The 18375-nt window shown below is 71.6% G+C and carries 19 protein-coding genes; 9 read left to right on the forward strand and 10 right to left on the reverse strand.

Annotation, left to right across the window (positions count from 1 at the left end; all coding sequences use genetic code 11):
• The first annotated feature begins 25 nt into the window (after window positions 1–25).
• Both hpaH and AC1DPN_RS12720 read left to right on the forward strand, forming a co-directional pair.
• Window positions 26–811, forward strand: a complete 786-nt coding sequence (hpaH, locus tag AC1DPN_RS12715; RefSeq protein ID WP_477085099.1) for a 2-oxo-hept-4-ene-1,7-dioate hydratase — start codon at window positions 26–28, stop codon at window positions 809–811.
• Window positions 796–1578: an HpcH/HpaI aldolase family protein gene (locus AC1DPN_RS12720; protein ID WP_477085100.1), complete on the forward strand. Its 783-nt coding sequence runs from the start codon at window positions 796–798 to the stop codon at window positions 1576–1578. Before hpaH ends, AC1DPN_RS12720 begins: the two co-directional genes overlap by 16 nt.
• A gap of 15 nt (window positions 1579–1593) precedes the next feature.
• Here AC1DPN_RS12720 and AC1DPN_RS12725 read toward each other — a convergent pair whose 3' ends face one another.
• The 6 genes from AC1DPN_RS12725 to AC1DPN_RS12750 form a co-directional block, all read right to left on the reverse strand.
• Window positions 1594–2541: a DUF808 domain-containing protein gene (locus AC1DPN_RS12725; RefSeq protein WP_477085101.1), complete on the reverse strand. Its 948-nt coding sequence runs from the start codon at window positions 2539–2541 to the stop codon at window positions 1594–1596.
• Between the two features lie 121 nt (window positions 2542–2662).
• Entirely contained in the window at window positions 2663–2869 is a 207-nt protein-coding gene (locus AC1DPN_RS12730; RefSeq protein ID WP_477085102.1) for a dodecin domain-containing protein, read from the reverse strand.
• A gap of 89 nt (window positions 2870–2958) precedes the next feature.
• The gene (locus AC1DPN_RS12735; protein WP_477085103.1) at window positions 2959–3207 is read right to left on the reverse strand and encodes a hypothetical protein; all 249 of its coding nucleotides are present in this window, start codon (window positions 3205–3207) and stop codon (window positions 2959–2961) included.
• Between the two features lie 102 nt (window positions 3208–3309).
• Window positions 3310–3438 (reverse strand): zinc finger domain-containing protein, encoded by a 129-nt coding sequence (locus AC1DPN_RS12740; RefSeq protein WP_477085104.1) that lies wholly within the window; start codon window positions 3436–3438, stop codon window positions 3310–3312.
• Window positions 3439–3536: 98 nt separating this feature from the next.
• Complete coding sequence (locus tag AC1DPN_RS12745) at window positions 3537–4574, reverse strand: zinc-binding dehydrogenase (protein ID WP_477085105.1); 1038 nt, start codon at window positions 4572–4574, stop codon at window positions 3537–3539.
• A 94-nt stretch (window positions 4575–4668) separates the two neighbouring features.
• Window positions 4669–5880 (reverse strand): MFS transporter, encoded by a 1212-nt coding sequence (locus tag AC1DPN_RS12750; protein WP_477085106.1) that lies wholly within the window; start codon window positions 5878–5880, stop codon window positions 4669–4671.
• Window positions 5881–5985: 105 nt separating this feature from the next.
• Here AC1DPN_RS12750 and AC1DPN_RS12755 point away from each other — a divergent pair, with 105 nt between their 5' ends.
• From AC1DPN_RS12755 to AC1DPN_RS12765, 3 genes are all read left to right on the forward strand, one after another.
• Entirely contained in the window at window positions 5986–6444 is a 459-nt protein-coding gene (locus AC1DPN_RS12755; RefSeq protein WP_477085107.1) for a MarR family winged helix-turn-helix transcriptional regulator, read from the forward strand.
• A gap of 11 nt (window positions 6445–6455) precedes the next feature.
• On the forward strand, window positions 6456–7328 hold the full coding sequence (locus AC1DPN_RS12760) for a LysR family transcriptional regulator (protein WP_477085108.1): 873 nt from the start codon (window positions 6456–6458) through the stop codon (window positions 7326–7328).
• Window positions 7329–7412: 84 nt separating this feature from the next.
• Window positions 7413–8114, forward strand: a complete 702-nt coding sequence (locus AC1DPN_RS12765) for a type 1 glutamine amidotransferase domain-containing protein (protein ID WP_477085109.1) — start codon at window positions 7413–7415, stop codon at window positions 8112–8114.
• A gap of 27 nt (window positions 8115–8141) precedes the next feature.
• On the opposite strand, the gene AC1DPN_RS12770 is transcribed toward AC1DPN_RS12765, so the two are convergent.
• Both AC1DPN_RS12770 and AC1DPN_RS12775 read right to left on the reverse strand, forming a co-directional pair.
• Entirely contained in the window at window positions 8142–8522 is a 381-nt protein-coding gene (locus AC1DPN_RS12770) for a DUF2255 family protein (RefSeq protein ID WP_477085110.1), read from the reverse strand.
• Window positions 8519–8650, reverse strand: coding sequence for a hypothetical protein (locus tag AC1DPN_RS12775; RefSeq protein ID WP_477085111.1), 132 nt, complete (start codon window positions 8648–8650; stop codon window positions 8519–8521). The genes AC1DPN_RS12770 and AC1DPN_RS12775 overlap by 4 nt, the downstream gene beginning before the upstream one ends.
• A gap of 173 nt (window positions 8651–8823) precedes the next feature.
• On the opposite strand from AC1DPN_RS12775, the gene AC1DPN_RS12780 reads away from it, so the two are divergent.
• Together AC1DPN_RS12780 and AC1DPN_RS12785 are read left to right on the forward strand one after the other, a co-directional pair.
• Window positions 8824–9984: a serine/threonine-protein kinase gene (locus AC1DPN_RS12780; RefSeq protein ID WP_477085112.1), complete on the forward strand. Its 1161-nt coding sequence runs from the start codon at window positions 8824–8826 to the stop codon at window positions 9982–9984.
• The gene (locus tag AC1DPN_RS12785; protein WP_477085113.1) at window positions 9981–10418 is read left to right on the forward strand and encodes a hypothetical protein; all 438 of its coding nucleotides are present in this window, start codon (window positions 9981–9983) and stop codon (window positions 10416–10418) included. The genes AC1DPN_RS12780 and AC1DPN_RS12785 overlap by 4 nt, the downstream gene beginning before the upstream one ends.
• Window positions 10419–10438: 20 nt before the next feature.
• Here the strand turns inward: AC1DPN_RS12785 and AC1DPN_RS12790 are convergent, their stop codons facing one another.
• The gene (locus AC1DPN_RS12790) at window positions 10439–12337 is read right to left on the reverse strand and encodes a zinc ribbon domain-containing protein (protein ID WP_477085114.1); all 1899 of its coding nucleotides are present in this window, start codon (window positions 12335–12337) and stop codon (window positions 10439–10441) included.
• Between the two features lie 233 nt (window positions 12338–12570).
• Between AC1DPN_RS12790 and AC1DPN_RS12795 the strand changes: the two genes are divergently transcribed.
• On the forward strand, window positions 12571–13848 hold the full coding sequence (locus AC1DPN_RS12795) for a threonine/serine exporter family protein (protein ID WP_477085115.1): 1278 nt from the start codon (window positions 12571–12573) through the stop codon (window positions 13846–13848).
• 1 nt (window position 13849) lies between these two features.
• Here AC1DPN_RS12795 and ppdK read toward each other — a convergent pair whose 3' ends face one another.
• Window positions 13850–16540 (reverse strand): pyruvate, phosphate dikinase, encoded by a 2691-nt coding sequence (ppdK, locus tag AC1DPN_RS12800; protein ID WP_477085116.1) that lies wholly within the window; start codon window positions 16538–16540, stop codon window positions 13850–13852.
• A 134-nt stretch (window positions 16541–16674) separates the two neighbouring features.
• On the opposite strand from ppdK, the gene AC1DPN_RS12805 reads away from it, so the two are divergent.
• The gene (locus AC1DPN_RS12805) at window positions 16675–18150 is read left to right on the forward strand and encodes a helix-turn-helix domain-containing protein (RefSeq protein ID WP_477085213.1); all 1476 of its coding nucleotides are present in this window, start codon (window positions 16675–16677) and stop codon (window positions 18148–18150) included.
• Window positions 18151–18375 lie beyond the last annotated feature (225 nt).

Raw genomic sequence — 18375 nt, forward strand, 5'->3', positions numbered from 1 at the left:
CGCCCCGACGGAGGAAGGAGGCACCGTGCTGACCTCGGACACGATCGCCGCGATCGCCGCGGAGCTGGCCGGCGCCGCGCGGAACCGTGCCATGATCCCGCGGATCACGGCACGGTACGAGGGCCTGACGATCGAGGACTCGTACGCGATCCAGGGCGTCTGGCGCGACCAGCGCCTCGCCGCGGGCGCGCGGCTCGTCGGACGCAAGATCGGCCTGACGTCCCGCGCGATGCAGGCCGCCACCGGAATCGACGAGCCCGACTACGGCGTGATCTTCGACGACACGGTCTGGCAGAGCGGCTCGGTCATCCCGTTCGACGACTTCTCGAACGTCCGGGTCGAGGTCGAGCTGGCGTTCGTGCTGTCGGCACCCCTCAAGGGCCCGCACTGCTCGCTCTTCGACGTGCTGCGCGCGACCGAGTACGTCACCCCCGCGCTGGAGATCCTCAACTCCCACATCGAGCTCGAGGGCCGCACGATCGCCGACACGATCGCCGACAACGCCGCCTACGGGGGTCTCGTGCTGGGCGGTCGGCCCGTCCGTCCCGACGCGATGGACCTGCGCTGGATCTCGGCGCTCCTCTACCGGAACGAGACGATCGAGGAGACCGGGGTGGCGGCGGGCATCCTCGGCCATCCCGGCACCGGGGTGGCGTGGCTGGCCAACAAGCTCCACCAGCACGGGGCGTTCCTCGACGCCGGAGAGACGATCCTGGCCGGCTCGTTCACGCGACCGGTGTGGATCTCGCGGGGCGACAGCGTCCTGTGCGACTACGGACCGATGGGGACGATCTCGTGCCGATTCGCCTGAGCCCGACCTTCCGAGACGTCCTCGCCGGCGCGGACCGGCCCTTGGCGGGAATGTGGGTGAGCACGGGCAGCCCGCTCGTCGCTGAGATCTGTGCCGGGAGCGGGCTGGACTGGCTGCTCATCGACATGGAGCACGGGCCCAACGGGATCGAGTCCGTCCTCGCGCAGCTGCAGGCGGTCGCGGCCTACCCGATCACGCCGATGGTGCGCGTGCCGGCCGCCGACCCCGTGACGATCGCGCGAGTGCTGGACCTCGGGGCCCAGAACCTCCTGGTGCCGATGATCTCCTCGGCCGAGCAGGCCCGTGCGGCCGTCGAGGCGGTCCGCTATCCCCCGCACGGCCGCCGAGGCGTCGGCTCTGCGCTCGCTCGCTCCGCGCGATGGAACCGGGTGGATGACTACCTTCTGGAGGCCTCGGCGCACGTCGCGCTCTATGTCCAGGTCGAGACGGTCGCCGGCGTCGACGCGGCTGCGGACATCGCCGCCGTGGACGGCGTCGACGGGGTCCTGGTCGGACCGTCCGACCTCGCAGCGTCGATGGGCCTGCTCGGTCAGCAGACCCATCCGGACGTCACCGCCGCGGTCCTCCGGGTCTTCGACGCCGCCGGCCGGGGCGGAGCCGGCGTCCCGGTCGGTGTCAACGCGTTCGACCCGGCCGTGGCGGACAGCTATCTGGCCGCAGGGGCGTCGTTCATCCTCGTCGGGGCGGACGTCACCGTGCTCGCGCGCAGCTCAGAGGCCCTGGCAGCGCGCTACGTCCGTCGGTGAACCGGCACGGTGCCGTCAGTGGGCCGGCGCAGCCTTCCGGCGCCGTGGGATCACGTGCATGACCGCGACGATCACGGCACCCACGACGAGGCCCACGAGTGCCGAGCCCAGGGTGTCGACGAGCCAGGCGAGCAGACCACCGACGGCGGGAATGCCGTCCACGGCTTCCTCGAGGTGATGGAGGAGCTCGAACGGGCCGTGCCAACCGAGCTCGTCGACGCCCGCGAGCAGGATGTGCCCGCCGACCCACAGCATCGCGACGATGCCGACGGTCGACAGGACCGACAGGATCTTCGGCATGGCGAGCACGAGCCCGCGCCCGGTGGCGGCGACTGCGCGGTTGCTGCGACCTGCGAGGTGGAGGCCGATGTCGTCCATCTTCACGATGAGCGCGACGACGCCGTAGACGAGCGCCGTGATGGCCAGCGCGACGACGGCCAGGATGATCGCGCGGGACACGAACGGCTCGTCGGCGACCTCGTTGAGGGCGATGACCATGATCTCGGCCGACAGGATGAAGTCGGTGCGGATCGCGCCGCTGACCATCGACTTCTCGGTGTCCGCGCCCTGCGTCGCGACGGGGGCGGTGGTGTGCTCCTTCGCGTGACCGCTGACCAGCTCCCAGATCTTCTCCGCGCCCTCGTACGAGAGGTACGCGCCGCCGACCATGAGGATCGGCGTGAGCAGCCACGGCAGGAACTGGCTGAGCAGCAGGGCGGCCGGGAGGATGAACAGCAGCTTGTTGCGCAGCGACCCGACGGCGATGCGCCGGATGATCGGGAGCTCACGGTCCGGCGTGAACCCCGTGACGTAGCGGGGCGTGACGGCCGTGTCGTCGATCACGACGCCCGCGGCCTTGGCGCTCGCACGGCCGGCTGCGGCGGTCACGTCGTCGACCGACGCCGCCGCGAGCTTCGCGAGCGCGGCGATGTCGTCCAGGAGCGCGGCCAGACCGCCTGCCATCAGTTCCCCCTCGGTCACACCTACGCGTCACGTCCGGGAGATCCTGACACAGTCACCTACCCGCGGACGGGCACCGCACGCCGTGCCGTGCTTCATCCGCGGGTCCGCAGACCTGGCCCGGCTACTCGGGCTTGTACTTGAACGACAGCTGGATCCGCGTCCGGTAGACCAGCGCTCCGTCCTCGCCCACGACGACGTCCTGCTTCGTCACCTCCGCGACCCGGAGGTCGTGAAGGGAGCCCGACGCCGTGGTGATGGCCTCCGCGGCGGCCTCCTCCCACGACGAGGCGCTGGTCCCGATGACGTCGATCACTCGGTAGACGCTCATGCTGACCTCTCCTTGCTCGATGCGGACCGTCCCATCGTCGTCGCGGTCGTCCGAACCAGCGAGCCGAGAACGCCTGCGTTCGTGAGCGATCAGGGCGAGGCGGCCGCCTCGAGACGTCCCGGAGCGAGGGCGCCCTCCAGCACCGCGGTCGCGTGCTCGGTCCGCTGGAGGTAGTCGCACAGGGTGCGGCGGCTCTTCGTCACGCACGCGATCCGCTCGTCGAGCCCCGAGAGCTCCTCGGCCAGCATCTCGGCGACCTGCCGGGTGCACGACGCGGCGGGCTCCTCGGCGCGGGTGTCCTCGAGGTCGAGCAGCACCCTGGCCAGCCGGGTCGGCACGCCGGCACGGACGAGGCCGACGACCTGCTCGACGCGGGCGACGTCCGCTCGTCGTACGTGCGGTAGGTGTTGCCCGTTCTCGGCGGTAGACCCGGGCGGGGTTCAGGCCCCCTTGGCGGCCTTGACCCGACGGTCATGTGGAGACCGCTTCACACGGTCGGCGGTCCGGCACTCCTTGCCCGGCTTCGCGGCGCAGCGGGGACACTCGACGTCCAACGGCGACTTGCTCACGGCTCCGGCCTCTCACTCGTCCGTGGAGACGCCCTGCGCCTCCGGGTAGGCATTCGGCTGGACGATAGTCCAAGGAGATGAACGGCACGACGGAGCGGCTAGGGCAGCACCAGGACCTTGAGGGACTCGCGGGAGTCCATCGCGCGGTACCCGTCGGCGACGTCGTCCAACGAGACGGTGCGGTCGAAGACCCGGCCCGGGTTGATCGCCCCGGACAGCACGCTCGGCAGCACGTCCTCGATGTAGGCGCGCGCCGGGGCGGGTCCACCGGTCAGTGTCACGTTCTTGCCGAAGAGCGATGCCCAGCCGACCGGCGCCTGCTCGTACTGCGGGACACCGACCCGGGAGATGACCCCGCCGACCCGGACGATGCCGTAGGCCTGCTCGTAAGCGGGCATGTGCCCGACGGCCTCGATCACGACGTGCGACCCCTCACCCTCGGTGAGCTCACGCACCCGCGCCACGCCGGCGTCGCCACGCTCGGCGACGACGTCCGTCGCTCCGAACTCGACACCGAGTGCGGTCCGGTCGGCGTGGCGCCCCATGAGGATGACCCGTTCCGCCCCGAGCAGCCGGGACGCGAGGACCGCGGAGAGGCCCACGGCTCCGTCGCCGATCACCGTGACGGTCGTACCGGGCCCGACGCGACCGAGGTGCGCCGCATGGTGCCCCGTCAGGAACACGTCCGACAGGGTCAGGAGCGAGTTGAGCAACGCCTCGTCGGTGTCCTCGAGGGCGACCCCGGCCTTGACCAGCGTGCCGTCGGCCAGCGGGATCCTCACGAGCTCGGCCTGCGCGCCGCCCACGTCGCCCGTGCCGAAGAAGTGCCCCTGCACGCACGAGGTCTGGAATCCCTCGCGGCAGTACGCGCACGTGTTGTCCTGGATGGTGAACGGGCAGATGACGAAGTCCCCCGGCCGAACCGTCGCTACGTCCGAGCCGACCAGCTCGACGACGCCGAGCAGCTCGTGCCCCATCGGTCGACCGACGGCCGTGACGGGGAAGTCGTGCCATCGATGCAGGTCTGACCCGCAGACGCACGCGCGCACCACCGCGTCCTGCGGAGCCTGGATGGTCGGATCGGGCACGTCCTCGACACGGATGTCGCCCGCGCCGTACAGGAACGTCGCTCGCATCGTCGTCCTCTCAGCGGTGGGCACCGATCGACGCCCGGCGGAGTCGATGTTCCTACGACTTCAGGGCAGCGACCAGCGCGGACGCGTTCTGGGCTCACACAGTGGCCGGCTCGCGGTCACGGGCGGTGGGAGCGTTGCGGCCGGGCACGGTCGTCGCCACGGCACGCTCTCGCCAGGTGGCGATCGTCAGCGCGACGAGACCGGCGCCCGTGACCGCCGCGCCGGCCCACAGCGGCGACGTGTACCCGAGCCCGGCGGCGATCGTCAGGCCGCCGATCCAGGCGCCGAAGGCGTTGCCGACGTTGAACGCCGCGATGTTCGCCCCCGACGCCAGGGTCGGGGCGCCGTCGGCGTGGTGCAGGATCCGCATCTGCAGCCCGGGCACCATGGCGAACCCGAAGACCCCCATGAGCAGCAGCGCGACGACGGTCGCTGCGGGGCTGGTCGCGACCAGGGCGAACACGCCGAGGATCACGGTGAGCGCGGCGAGCGTGACCAGCAGCGACGTGGTCAGCGCCCGGTCGGCGGCCTTCCCTCCGAGGTAGTTCCCGACGAACAGTCCGACGCCGAACAGCACGAGGAGCCACGGCACGCTGGACTCGGCGAAGCCGCTGACGCTCGTGAGCGTGTAGGCGATGTACGTGAAGGCGCCGAACATGCCGCCGTAGCCCAGGATGGTGACGACGATCGACCACCACACCTGCGGGTTCCGGAACGCACCCAGCTCCTGGCGCAACGAGGCGGTCTCCCGAGAACCCTGCCGGGTCGAGGGGACCAGCACGGCGATTCCGACGAGCGCGACGATCCCGATCGCGGTGATCGCCCAGAAGGTCGAGCGCCACCCGTACTGCTGGCCGAGGAAGGTCCCGAACGGGACGCCGAGAACGTTGGCTGCCGTGAGGCCCGCGAACATGAGCGCGATCGCCCCGGCACGCTTGGCCGGCTCGACGAGGCCCGCCGCGACGACCGCGCCGATCCCGAAGAACGCTCCGTGGCACAGTGCCGCGAGGACCCGTCCCGTGAGCAGCACGCCGTAGCTCGGAGCCAGCGCGGAGACGAGGTTGCCGACGATGAACAAGCCCATCAGCGAGGCGAGCACCGTCTTGCGGTCCCAGCGGCTCACCACTGCCGTGAGAGCCACGGCACCGACCGCGACGCTGAGCGCGTACCCCGAGATGAGGTAGCCGGCGACCTGCTCGGTCACGCCGAAGTCCGAGGCGACCTGCGGCAGCAGGCCCATGATGACGAACTCGGTGAGTCCGATCCCGAACCCCCCGAGCGCGAGGGCGAGCAGAGCGAGAGGCATGCGAATCTCCTGGTCTGTGCGCGTGCAATAGTTGCACACGCGTCCTTTCGATAGTTGCACACGCGGGATATCCGCGCAAGACTGTGTCCGACGAAGGAGAAAGACATGGGGATCGGCGACGACGCGGTCGAGATTCGCGCGCACGGATGGCGCACGCTCGCGGCCCTGCACGGGCAGATCGAGGCCGTGCTGGAGAAGGCGCTGCAGGCAGAGAGCGACCTGTCTGTCGTGGAGTACACGGTGCTCGACGCACTCTCGCGGCAGAGCGGCTGGCACATGCGCATGCAGCAGCTCGCCCGCGCCGCGGCGCTCAGCAGCAGCGCGACGACCCGGCTGGTCTCCCGGTTGGAGGAACGCGGTCTACTCACACGCGTGCTCTGCCAGGACGACCGTCGCGGCATCTACACCGAGCTCACACCGCAGGGCGAGGCTCTCCTCAACGCCGCACGCCCCGCACACGACCGCGCGCTCGAGCTCGCACTGGCCCGCGCCGCGCAGACGCCCGAGCTCGAGGAGCTCGTCGGCGCGCTGCACCTGCTCCCGGCGGAGCCGGCCCGCGTCTGAGCGGGACCACCGTGGCCGACCTCACCCACCTGCGGACCTTCGTCACCGTCCATCGCACCGGATCGCTCTCCGAGGCGGCGAACCTGCTGGGCATCTCCCAGCCGACCGTGTCCGCGCACATCCAGGCCCTCGAGGCGTCGTTCGGCTTCGCTCTGTTCGTGCGCGGCCGCACCGGGGTCGTACCCACGGCGAAGGCCGGCGAGCTCGCGCGCGACGTCGCGGGTCACATCGACGCTCTGGACGACATCGCCGCGCTGTCCGCCGTCGAGCCGGACGGGCGCCGTGCCCTGCACCTCGGCGGGCCCGCGGAGCTCCTCTCGACCACGGTCGTTCCGGCGCTCCCCGAGGTCCGGGCAGTCGTCGACGCGCCGGTACGGCTGGTGTTCGGCCTCGCGGACGACCTGCTCGAGTCGCTGCGCACCGGCGCGCTCGACGTCGTGGTCAGCGCCGTGCGGCCACGAGTCGTCGGCATCTCGGCGACGCCCCTGTACGACGAGGAGTTCGTGCTGGTCGCCGCCCCGCAGTGGGCCGCGAGCGTGGACGACGGCTGGTCCGCGACCCCGCTGGTCGCCTACGCCGAGAACCTGCCGATCGTCCGGCGGTACTGGCGGTCGGTGTTCGGGAGACGACCCGACGAGCTGGACGTCACGGCCGTGATCCCCGACCTGCGCGGCATCCGGGTCGCCGTGCTTGCCGGGCTGGGGATGTCCGTGCTGCCGAGCTACCTGGTCTCCGCCGACCTCACCTCCGGTGCCCTGGTGGCCCTGCACACGCCGTCGGAAGCCCCGCTGAACACGGGCTACCTAGCCACGCGGTCCGGCGACCTCGCGCGCCGACCACGGCTCCGCGTCCTCGCGGACGAGCTGGTCCGGCTCGTCGGCTGATTTCCTGATGACCCCGATCGGTCTCCCGATCGCCCTTCCGCACGGCCGCGTGCGAGCCTCGCTTTGTCGAAAGGAAGGACCCCCATGTCACGCATCGTCATCATCGTCACCGCCGCGAGCTCCCTCACGCTCAAGGACGGCAGCGCCCACCCCACGGGCTTCTGGGCGGAGGAGCTCGTCGTCGCCCACCGCGACCTCGTCGCGGCAGGTCACGACATCACCATCGCCGTGCCTGGCGGCGTCCGCCCGACCGTCGACCCCGGTTCCCTGCGGGCCGACGTCGTCGGCGACCAGTCCAAGGTCGACGAGCTGACCGCCTACCTCGCGTCGATCGACGACGAGCTCGCGCACCCGCTGCCCCTGGACCAGGTCGTCGCGTCCCAGTACGGCGCCCTGGTCCTGCCCGGGGGCCACGGACCGATGGCCGACCTCGCGACCGACGCCACGCTCGGCTCACTCCTGACGGCGGCGAACGCCGACGGCACCCTCATCGCACCGTTCTGCCACGGCCCGGCGGCCCTGCTGTCGGCGACCGCCCCGGACGGCGGCTTCACGTTCGCCGGTCGACGACTCGCCGTCTTCACGGACGAGGAAGAGCTGGCCGGCGGCCTCGGCGAGAGCTCGCCGTGGTTCGTCGCCCAGACGCTTTCCGCTCGCGGGGCGCTCGTCGAGTCGGGTCCAGCGTGGACCAGCCACGTCGTGCGGGACGGGAACCTGATCAGCGGGCAGAACCCGCAGTCGAGCGCTGCGGTCGCAGCGGAGCTGGTCCAGGCACTGAGCGTCTAGCGCACGCGGCCCGGAGACTCCCCCAGTTCAGCTGGTCTCGGCCCTCGCAGGATCCACGCGAAGGGTCGTGCCGCGCGCCGTCGCGTTGGTGATGTGGTCGACAGCCGAGCCGGTGCCGTACTTGGCCCGATAGGCCTCGTCGATGGCGTCGTCCCGCGTGTCGTCGTGCGTGAAGACGACCTCCGCCCGCACGCCTCCGGAGTCGATGGACCCCGTCCCGGTGCGCTGGACGCCGCGGTACCAGGCACCGTCGATCCCGCGGACCGACCGGATGTAGAGCGCTCCGTCCACGACTACGTGCCACACGATCCGCGGGTCGCGGAGCGTGCCGTCCGGTCGGTGGGCTGCGACGCGCAGCTCACCGGCGCGGTCGATCGCCCTGAGGTCGGTCCGGGTCCAGTCGGTCATGACGCCTGCCTCGTCGACGCGGAGCTGTCGAAGTGCTCGATCAGCTCCGGGTCCGTGCGGGCCAACGTCGAGTCGTGACCGGGGAACAGGACGTCGTGGTTCGTCTGCGCCCGAGAGTTGGGTTCCATGGTGCGTTCTCCTCTCCCGAGCGCTCGCCGTGCTTGAGCCGGATCACGTCGCTTCGGGTCTGCGTCCACCGTAGGTAGGGACGCGACAGCGTGGGAGGCACTGGTTGTACCCCCCGAGGACTCCACCCGGCCTCCGCATGCGGCCTCGATCCGGACCGCCTAGCGTCGATCGGGTGCTGGGACATGTCGACGGGCCACGCCCCGCGAGGGCGTCGGACGAGCGCGCCCCGGAGCGCCCCCTGATCGACGACCGCTACCGGCTGGACGGCGTGCTCGGCCACGGCGGCATGGCCACGGTGCACCGCGGGCACGACACGGTCCTCGGGCGAGACGTGGCGGTCAAGGTGTTCCCCGCCGTCCACGAGGAGGCCGAGGACCTCGTGCGCAACCGCGCGGAGATCCGGGTGCTGGCCACCCTGAGCCACCCGGGCCTGGTCACGGTGCACGACGCGGGCTCCGTGGAGCAGCCCGACGGCAGCCAGCAGGTCTTCCTGGTGATGGAGCTCGTGGACGGTCCGACGCTCGCAGAACATCTTCGGCGGGGCCCGCTCGACCGGGAGCAGACGGCGCGCGTCGGGCGCGACGTCGCCGAGGCGCTCGCCGAGGTCCACGCGCACGACATCATCCATCGCGACATCAAGCCCGCGAACGTCCTGCTGACCAGCCCGGACGCGCTCGAGGACCTCGACCGACCCGGTGGACCGGCGGTCAAGCTCGCCGACTTCGGCATCGCGCGGCTGGCGGACGCGACACGGCTGACGATGACCGGGATCACCCTCGGCACCGTGCGCTACCTCAGTCCGGAGCAGGCCACCGGCAGCACGCTGGGTCCGGCGAGCGACGTCTACGCACTCGGCCTCGTGCTGATCGAGTGCGCGACCGGGCAGCCCGCGTTCTCCGGAACCGCCGCCGAGGCCGCGGCCGCTCGACTGACCGTGGCACCCGAGATCCCGACCGAGCTCGGGCCGGAGCTGGGCGACCTGCTGCGTCGGATGACACGGATGGCACCCGAGGACCGTCCCAGCGCGACCGAGGTGGCTGCCCAGCTGGCCGCGGTCTCCACCGCCGACCCGACGCTGGTCCTGCCCCCCGGCGCGCCCCTCGAGCCGAGAACCGAGCCGCCCGTGCCGGACGGACCACCTCGGTGGCGCCGCGTCCGCTCGTCCCGCGCGCTGCTCGCCGCGGGTGCTGTGACGTTGCTGACCGTCGGTGCGCTCCTGGTCGGCCCGCGCCTGTCCGGGCCGGATGTCGCGCCGGACGCGCCGGCCTACCCGACGATCCAGGGGACGCTCGGTGACTCGCTCACCCGGCTCCAGGAGAGCGTGGAGCCATGAGGCTGCGCGTGGGCTGCACGGCGCTCGTTCTCGGCGTGGCGCTCGCCGTGGCGGGGTGCGCCAGCAGCCCCGAGCTCGCCAGCGGTCGCGCGCAGACCCTTCAGCACTCGGTCCTGGCCGTCACACGAGCGGCGGCCGAGGGGCGGTGGGACGACGCACAGGCGATGCTCGGGACCACGCGGGCGGAGCTCGATGCGGGTGTCGACCTCGGCGAGGTGTCGCCGGCGCGGTATCGCGAGATCGAGGCGGCGCTCGTCGAGGTGCAGACCGCCCTCGCCGCCGAGCAGCAGCGCGCGGCCGCGCAGGCCGCCGCGGACCAGGCGGCGCAGGCGGCCGTTGCCTCCCCTCAGCCTGTGGTCACGCAGGAGGCTCCGTCGACGCCGAAGGGCAAGGACAAGAAGCCCGGGAGCAAGGGCAAGGGCGGCGGCAAGTAGACCGAGCGCCCAGGTGTGGGCTAGCGGGCTGCGCTCGAACGCGCGAGCACACCCCCGATGAACCCGAGGACCGCACCCAGGAGCACCACGACCAGCCCGGCCGCGGGGGCACCCGCGACGACCGCCCCGACCGCGACGATCGCGATGAGCAGGGCGAAGAACCGGATGCCGCGGCCCGAAGAGCCGTTCAGCCCGAGGACCATCAGAAGCGAGAACAGGATCACGAGTGCGGTCGACCCGGCCGACGCGGTCTCGTCGTACGCGTCCTGGTTGCCCTCGAACGCATCCGTGGCGTTCGCGGCGATGGTGTTCGGATCGATGCCCGAGTCGAACCACGGCACGAGGGCACCGACGATCGCCAGGATCGCGCCGAGCAGCACGAGCCAGCGCTTGGCGACCGGTCGACGGTCCGGCGTCGACTGCGTGAGGACCGCCTCGATCTCGACCGCCTGCCGGCCGTCGCTCGCGGAGATCCGCAGCCTGCGCGTCGAGGTCTTGCCGGCCGGAGGTGGTTCGCTGTCGACGCCGAGACGCGCGGTCCCGACGTGTCCGGGCGGCACCGCCACCGCCGGGGGTGTGAAGGCGAGACGGGCGCGGCCGAACTCGTCGGCGCCGGCGAGCTGGACCTGGAGCACGTCCTTGCCGTCGCGGTTGTCGATGTGCACGAGGTACTCGCCGTGCCGACGCTGCGTCGCGAGCGTCGAGGGCTCGACGCGCAGCCGCGCCGTCGTGATGGGCGCCGCCCGCGAGGACACGTCGAGCACGCCGCCCGCCTCGACCTCCGACGTCCCGTCCGCCGCGACGACCGTGAAGGGTCGCGACTGCGTCGTGCCGGGCGGCGGCGGTGACGTCTGCGCACGGGCAGGCACGGTCGCGACCGTGCCCGCGAGCACGACGAGCTCGCTCGCCTTGAACGACAGCCCGACCAGGCGTTGCGGGTCGCGACCGACGAGCCTGACCGCGGCATCGGTGTGTCCCGCCCGGTTGTCGATCAGCACGTCGAACGACACGATCTGCCCGTCCGAGGTCCGCAGGTGGCTGGGCTCGAGCCGGACCACGACCGGGACGTGCGACGGCGGCGCCGCGGTGCGCTGGGTCAGCGTGACGGTCGCGCTGACGGGAGCGTCGTCGCCCGCCGCGGAGATCGTGAGCTGCCGGACGACCTCGCGTCCGGCATCGGGTGCCGGCGCCGTGAACTGGACGGTCGCGTCGACCGCCTCGCCTGCGGGCACGTCGACGACGGGCGGCAGGAAGCGTGCGCGCACGACGTCCTCCGGGTCGTGGACCGACAGCCGGTACCGCCGAGGGAAGTTCGCCTCGCGGTTGTCGAGCGACACCGTGAACCCGCCCTCGGTCTCGTCCTCAAGATGGACGAGTGCCGGCCGAGGGGTCATCGTCGGGGGCGGACCGACCGGCGGCACGGTCAGGTGGACGGTCACCCGCGCGAGCTTCGCGACGTCGATGGACGAGCGCACGAGCAGGACGAGCGACTGCTCCTGGGCCACGACGAGGGCATCCGTCCGAGCCGCGAAGGTCACGACGACCGTCCCCGACTCCCTCGGCATGAGGCGAACCTCGTCCTGGGTGACGACGAGCCACGAGGGCGGCGACTCGGGATGGACGACGACGCCGTCGACGATGTCCGACCGGTTCGTCACCGTCAGGGTGGTGGTGCCGGGCGTGCCGGGAGTCACGACCACGTCCTCGTCCCCGACGCTCACGACCGGGATCTCGGCGTGCGGCTCGCGGCGCGAGGTCGAGTCCTCCGTCGCCGCCCCGTGGGTCGGACCCGGCGCCGGGTCAGGAGCCGGGTCAGGAGCCGCCGCGTCGCCCCAGTCGATGTAGGCGTCGCAGATCGTGCAGAACTTCGCGGTCGGCGGGTTGGGTGCGCCGCAGGCGGTGCAGATGCGGTCCGCCATCGGATCCTCCTGTCGTCGCGACGGGGCCGGCTCGGCCTCTGGTCACGGAGTCGTCCCTGCCCTGAAGAGCTGGACCACCCACCCGCTGATACCCCGGCACGCCGATGCAGGCGCGCGACTACTCCGTCACGTGTCGTCCGACGTCCATACAATCGTGGCACCGGTGCCGTCGTCGCGCGCGGCGCCGAGGTTCGTGCAGATCGGCGCGTCAGGGGCACGACATGATGGGGCCCATGTCCACGGTTCCCGACGACGAGCTCGAGCTCGTCAGGCGCTCCGGTGTCGCACTGCGGGTCGGAAAGCTGAGCCTCTCGGCGGGCACCGGCTCCTACCGCGTCAAGGCGTCGATGGCCCGGGTCGCGCACGCGCTCGGCATCGAGCGGCACGAGGCGCACGTGACGCTCACGGAGATCACGACCACCTCGCACCGCGGCCGATCGTTTCGTACCGAGGTGGCCGAGGTGCGCGCCATCGGCATCAACGCCCACCGGCTCGCCCTGATCGAGCGGCTGGTCCGTGCGGTCGAGGCGCGGCACCGGCGCACGGGCGACGAGGTACCGGTCGACGACGTGCACGCCGAGCTCGACGGCATCGCCCGGACGCCGCCGCTCTACCCCGCGCTCCTCAACGCCCTGTGGTCCGGCATCGCGTGCGCCGCGTTCGCGTTCCTCAACAACGGCGGTCCCGTCGAGATCGTCGGCGTGCTGATCGGCGCGAGCCTGGGTCAGGGGCTGCGCCGCGCGATGCTGCACCGCGGCTACAACCAGTTCGGCGTCACCATGCTGGCCGCGGCCGTCGCGTGCGTGTCCTACCTGGCCGTCGTCTCCGCGCTCACCGCGACCAACGCGATCACCGGCCACCACGAAGCCGGGTACGTCTCCGCCGTGCTGTTCCTCATCCCCGGGTTCGCGCTGGTCACGGGAGCGCTCGACCTCGCCAAGCTCGACTTCTCGGCGGGCGTCGCGCGACTGGTCTACGCCCTGATGATCCTGACGTCCGCCGCGCTCTCGCTCTGGGCGGTCTCGGCGCTCATCGGCCTGTCGCCCGACCTGCTCAGCCCGATCGACCTCGCGCCCTTCGTGCTGTTCCTGCTCCGGTTCGTCGCCAGCTTCCTGGGTGTGCTCGGCTTCGCGCTGCTCTTCAACAGCCCGTGGCCCATGGCCGTGGGCGCAGCGACGGTCGGCATGGTCGCCAACGTCCTGCGGCTCGAGCTGGTCGACGCCGGCGTGGTCGTGCAGGCGAGCGCAGCCGTCGCCGCGCTGCTCGTCGGGCTCCTGTCCTCCGTCGTCGCGCCGCGGCTCGACGTTCCTCGCATCACGATCGCCGTCCCCGCCGTCGTGATCATGGTGCCGGGCGCGGCCGCCTACCGGGCCGTCTTCCACCTGTCCGACGGCAACACCGTGCAGGCGCTCGCGTTCGCCGTGCAGGCTGGGCTCGTCGTCGTCGCCCTGTCCATCGGTCTCGCGGTGGCCCGCATGCTGACCGATCGGACGTGGGCGTTCGACCGCTGACTCAGCGTCGTCGGTCGGGATGGGCGACTGCGGCCCGACCCGCTTCGAGTCGGGCGATCGGAACACGGAACGGCGAGCACGACACGTAGTCGAGCCCGACGTCGTGGAAGAAGTGGATCGACTCCGGGTCACCGCCGTGCTCGCCACAGACGCCGAGGGGCAGGTCGGGCTTCGTCGCCCGGCCGCCCTCGACGCCCGCTCGGACCAGCTCGCCGACGCCGTCGGCGTCGAGAGTCTCGAACGGAGAGATCGTCAGCACGCCGTTCTGCAGGTAGTCGGCGAAGAACGCCCGCTCGACGTCGTCGCGCGAGAAGCCCCAGGTGGTCTGCGTCAGGTCGTTCGTGCCGAAGGAGAAGAAGTCGGCCTCCTCCGCGATGCGGTGGGCAGTCAGCGCCGCCCTCGGCAGCTCGATCATGCAGCCGATCGGTATGTCCAACGGGACCCCGGACTCCTGGGACACCTCCGCGAGGACGCGCAGCGTCTCCTCGCGGACGAGCTGCAGCTCCCGGACTGATCCGACGAGCGGCACCATGATCTCCGGCTCGGGATGCCGGCCCGCCTGCACCAGCTGGACCGTCGCCTCCGCGATCGCCCGGACCTGCAGCGCGAACAGACCCGGGAGCGTCAGCCCCAGACGGACCCCGCGCAGGCCGAGCATCGGGTTCTCCTCGTGCATCCGTCGGACCGCAACCAGCACCGTGGCATCGTGCTCGTCGCCGGCACCCGTTGCCACCCGCACGGCCAGGTCGGTGAGGTCCGGCAGGAACTCGTGCAGCGGAGGGTCGATCAGCCGGATCGTCGTCGGTAGCCCGTCCATCGCCTCCAGGAGCTCGACGAAGTCCTGGCGCTGCAGCGGGAGCAGGTCCGCGAGCGCCGCCGGCGCGTTGTCCGCCTCTGCCAGCACCAGGCGCTCGATGTACTGCCGACGCTCACCCAGGAACTGGTGCTCGGTCCGGCACAGCCCGACGCCCTGCGCACCCCGCGCACGTGCGCGGAGCGCATCCTCGGCCGTGTCCGCGTTGGTCCGGACCTCCATCCGGCGCACGGTGTCGGCGTGACGCAGGATCCGGTCGACCGCCCGGACCAGCGCCCGGGCCTCGTCGTCCCGCGCCGCGGCCAGCCCGGCGTCGAGCCCCTCGGCGACGTAGACCATGACCGGCGAGTCGACGACGGGTACGGCGCCGAGGAAGACCTCGCCCGTCGCGCCGTCGATCGCGATCGTGTCCCCGGCTCGCAGCACGACGTCGCCGAAGCGGACCTCGCCGCGCGCCTCGTCGACGTCCATCGCCTCGGCGCCGACGACCGCGCACGTGCCCATTCCCCGGGCGACGACCGCCGCGTGCGAGGTCTTCCCACCCCGGGCCGTCAGGATGCCGTCGGCGACGATCATGCCCTGCAGGTCGTCGGGGTTGGTCTCCCGGCGCACGAGGATGACGTGCGCACCGTCGTCGGTCCGTGCCTGGGCCTGCGCGTTGTCGAGGACGATCTCGCCGACCGCGGCACCCGGAGACGCCGGCATCGCGCGGGTCAGCAGCCGACGGTCGGACGACGCGTCGAACTGCGGGAACAGCAGCTGGCTGAGCTTGTCCCCCGTGCACCGCGTGATCGCCTCGTCCATCGTGATCAGGCTCTCGTCGACGAGCTCGGTCGCGATCCGGAACGCGGCCGGTGCCGTCCGCTTACCTACCCGCGTCTGCAGCAGCCAGAGCTTGCCGCGCTCGATCGTGAACTCGATGTCGCACAGGTCGCGGTAGTGCGTCTCCAGGCGGCGCATCGCCTGGCGCAGCGCCTCGTACGACGTCGGGTCGAGGAGCTCGAGCTCGGCGAGCGGGAGCGTGTTCCGGATGCCCGCGACGACGTCCTCGCCCTGCGCGTTCGGCAGGTAGTCGCCGTAGACACCCGTGGCACCCGTGGACGGGTCGCGCGTGAAGCAGACGCCCGTGCCGGACGTCTCGCCGAGGTTGCCGAAGACCATGCTGACCACGTTCACGGCCGTGCCGAGGTCGTTCGGGATCCGCTCACGACGCCGGTAGAGCCGGGCGCGGTCGGTGTTCCAGGAGTCGAGCACCGCCTCGATCGCCATGTCGAGCTGTTCGCGCGGGTGCTGCGGGAACTCGCGGCCGGACCGCTCGACGACGATCTCCTTGAACGTCTGGACGACGATCCGAAGGTCCTGCGCGGACAGCTCGACGTCGGTGCGCGCACCGACGGCACGCTTGCGTTCCTCGAGGGCGTCGGCGAACACGTCGCCGTTCACGCCGAGCACGGTCTTGCCGAACATCTGGATGAGCCGGCGGTAGGAGTCCCACGCGAAGCGCTCGTCGCCCGAGAACTCGGCGAGGCCCTTCACGGACGCGTCGTTGAGCCCGATGTTCAGGACGGTCTCCATCATTCCCGGCATGGAGAACTTGGCGCCCGACCGGACCGACACCAGGAGCGGCTCGTGGAAGTCGCCGAGCCGGCGGCCGAGCGCGTCCTCGATCTCCCGGACGGCGAGCGTCACCTCGACCCGCAGCTCCGGGGGTACGTGGCCGTCTCGCATGTACGCGCGGCACGCGTCGGTCGTGATCGTGAAGCCCGGTGGTACCGGCAGGTCCAGCTTGGTCATCTCGGCGAGGTTCGCACCCTTGCCACCGAGCAGGTCCTTCTGGTCCTTGTCGCCGTCGCGGAACCGAGACACGTAGCTAGCCACGGAACGTCCTGTCTGTCGTGTCAACGCGGGAACTTCTCGCGTTTCTTCACTCTGGACGCACTCTGCCCGGCACTTCCAGAGATCTGTAGGGCAATAAGTCCCATATTCCCTGTACCGTCACAGCCGTGCCGATCATTGATCTCCCCAACGACAACCGGGGAGCGACGCCAGGTGGCACCTCTGCGCTGGGCGTCCTCGGTCACCGGATCCGGCACCTGCGACTCGCGCGAGGACTGACGCTGGCCGAGCTGGGCCGACGCACGGGAACGACAGCGAGCCAGCTCTCCCTCGTCGAGAACGGTCGACGCGAGCCGCGGCTCAGCCTCCTCCAGTCGCTCGCCGAGGCACTCGGCACCACGACGGTCGACCTCCTGGACTCCGCACCACCGTCCCGCCGCGCCGCGCTCGAGGTCGAGCTGGACGCCGCGCAGGCTTCGGCGACGTACACCGACCTCGGGCTGCCCGCTGTCCGGCCCAACCGGAGCATGCCGACCGACGTCCTGGAGGCGCTCGTCGGGCTGCACCGCGAGATCGCCCGGCGCGACGACGCAGCGATCGCGACGCCCGAGGAGGCGCGCCGGGCGACCACGGCCCTGCGCGTCTGGATGCGGGAGCGCAACAACTACCTCCCGGAGATCGAGCGCGTCGCGGAGGACCTGGTGCGCCGGGCCGGGTACGTCACGGGCGCCCTGACGCACAGCGCCGTCGAGCGCATGGCCGCCGACCTCGGGTTCTCCCTGCTGCACGTCGACGACCTGCCGCACTCGACCCGCACGGTCACCGATCTGGCCAACGGCCGCATCTACCTGCCGCCCGCGTCCATCCCCGGCGGCCACGGCCTGCGCTCGCTGGCCCTGCAGGCGATCGCGCACCGTGTGCTCGAGCACTCCACGCCGCGCAGCTACGCGGACTTCCTGCGCCAGCGGGTGGAGATCAACTACTTCGCGGCCGCGTGCCTCGTCCCGATGAGCACGGCGCTCGCCCACCTCACCGACGCCAAGAAACGCAAGGCGCTCGCCGTCGAGGACCTGCGCGACGCGTTCGGCGTCACGCACGAAGCCGCCGCCTGGCGGCTGACCAACCTGCTCACCGAGCACCTCGACATCCGGCTGCACTTCCTGCGCGTCGCCGACGACGGGACGCTGTTCAAGGGCTACTCCAACGACGGCGTGCGGTTCCCGGTCGACGGGACGGGCGCCATCGAGGGTCAGGTGGTGTGCCGCCGGTGGGCGGCGCGCGCGGCATTCACGCGCCGTGACCGCACCACCGAGTACTACCAGTACACCGACACCCCCGAGGGCACGTTCTGGTGCACGACGCAGACGGGCTCGACGAGCGCCGGCGGGTTCTCGATCACGGTCGGCCTCCCGTTCGGCTCGGAGAAGTGGTTCCGCGGGCGGGACACGGCCACCCGCCGCGAGTCACGCTGCCCTGACCCTGCCTGCTGCCGACAGGCTGACCCGGCTCTGGCCGCCCGCTGGGCAGGGCAGGCGTGGCCCAGTGCCGCCGTGCACGCGCAGATCCTGTCGCCCCTGCCGACCGGTTCGTTCCCCGGTGTCGAGGACGCGGAGGTCTACGCCTTCCTCGAACGGCACGCCGCACGCCGCTGAGGATGCAGCTCCGCAGGCGTCCAGCATCAGAGAAGACGGCACCAAGACGTTGACCTCGTCGTGACGTCGTGCTTTCGTGCGGCCCGATCGCCCCTCGCGCACAGGTCGGAGCACCGCGTGGACCTCACCGCGACCGTCGTGCGTCCGTCGCGCTCCTGTCCGGCCCGCTGTCAGAACTCCTGACGCTCCGGCCCGACCGACCGCGCTCGCGCGGTCGGTGACAGA

Source organism: Cellulomonas sp. P4_H4, from assembly GCF_056400865.1.

Excerpts from the sequence above, each read along its gene's own strand:
- AC1DPN_RS12725 (WP_477085101.1), bottom strand. The coding sequence starts at position 2,541 with ATGGCAGGCGGTCTGGCCGCGCTCCTGGACGACATCGCCGCGCTCGCG.
- AC1DPN_RS12730 (WP_477085102.1), bottom strand. The coding sequence starts at position 2,869 with ATGAGCGTCTACCGAGTGATCGACGTCATCGGGACCAGCGCCTCGTCG.
- AC1DPN_RS12745 (WP_477085105.1), bottom strand. The coding sequence starts at position 4,574 with ATGCGAGCGACGTTCCTGTACGGCGCGGGCGACATCCGTGTCGAGGAC.
- AC1DPN_RS12750 (WP_477085106.1), bottom strand. The coding sequence starts at position 5,880 with ATGCCTCTCGCTCTGCTCGCCCTCGCGCTCGGGGGGTTCGGGATCGGA.
- AC1DPN_RS12755 (WP_477085107.1), top strand. The coding sequence starts at position 5,986 with ATGGGGATCGGCGACGACGCGGTCGAGATTCGCGCGCACGGATGGCGC.
- AC1DPN_RS12765 (WP_477085109.1), top strand. The coding sequence starts at position 7,413 with ATGTCACGCATCGTCATCATCGTCACCGCCGCGAGCTCCCTCACGCTC.
- AC1DPN_RS12770 (WP_477085110.1), bottom strand. The coding sequence starts at position 8,522 with ATGACCGACTGGACCCGGACCGACCTCAGGGCGATCGACCGCGCCGGT.
- AC1DPN_RS12775 (WP_477085111.1), bottom strand. The coding sequence starts at position 8,650 with ATGGAACCCAACTCTCGGGCGCAGACGAACCACGACGTCCTGTTCCCC.
- AC1DPN_RS12785 (WP_477085113.1), top strand. The coding sequence starts at position 9,981 with ATGAGGCTGCGCGTGGGCTGCACGGCGCTCGTTCTCGGCGTGGCGCTC.
- AC1DPN_RS12790 (WP_477085114.1), bottom strand. The coding sequence starts at position 12,337 with ATGGCGGACCGCATCTGCACCGCCTGCGGCGCACCCAACCCGCCGACC.
- AC1DPN_RS12795 (WP_477085115.1), top strand. The coding sequence starts at position 12,571 with ATGTCCACGGTTCCCGACGACGAGCTCGAGCTCGTCAGGCGCTCCGGT.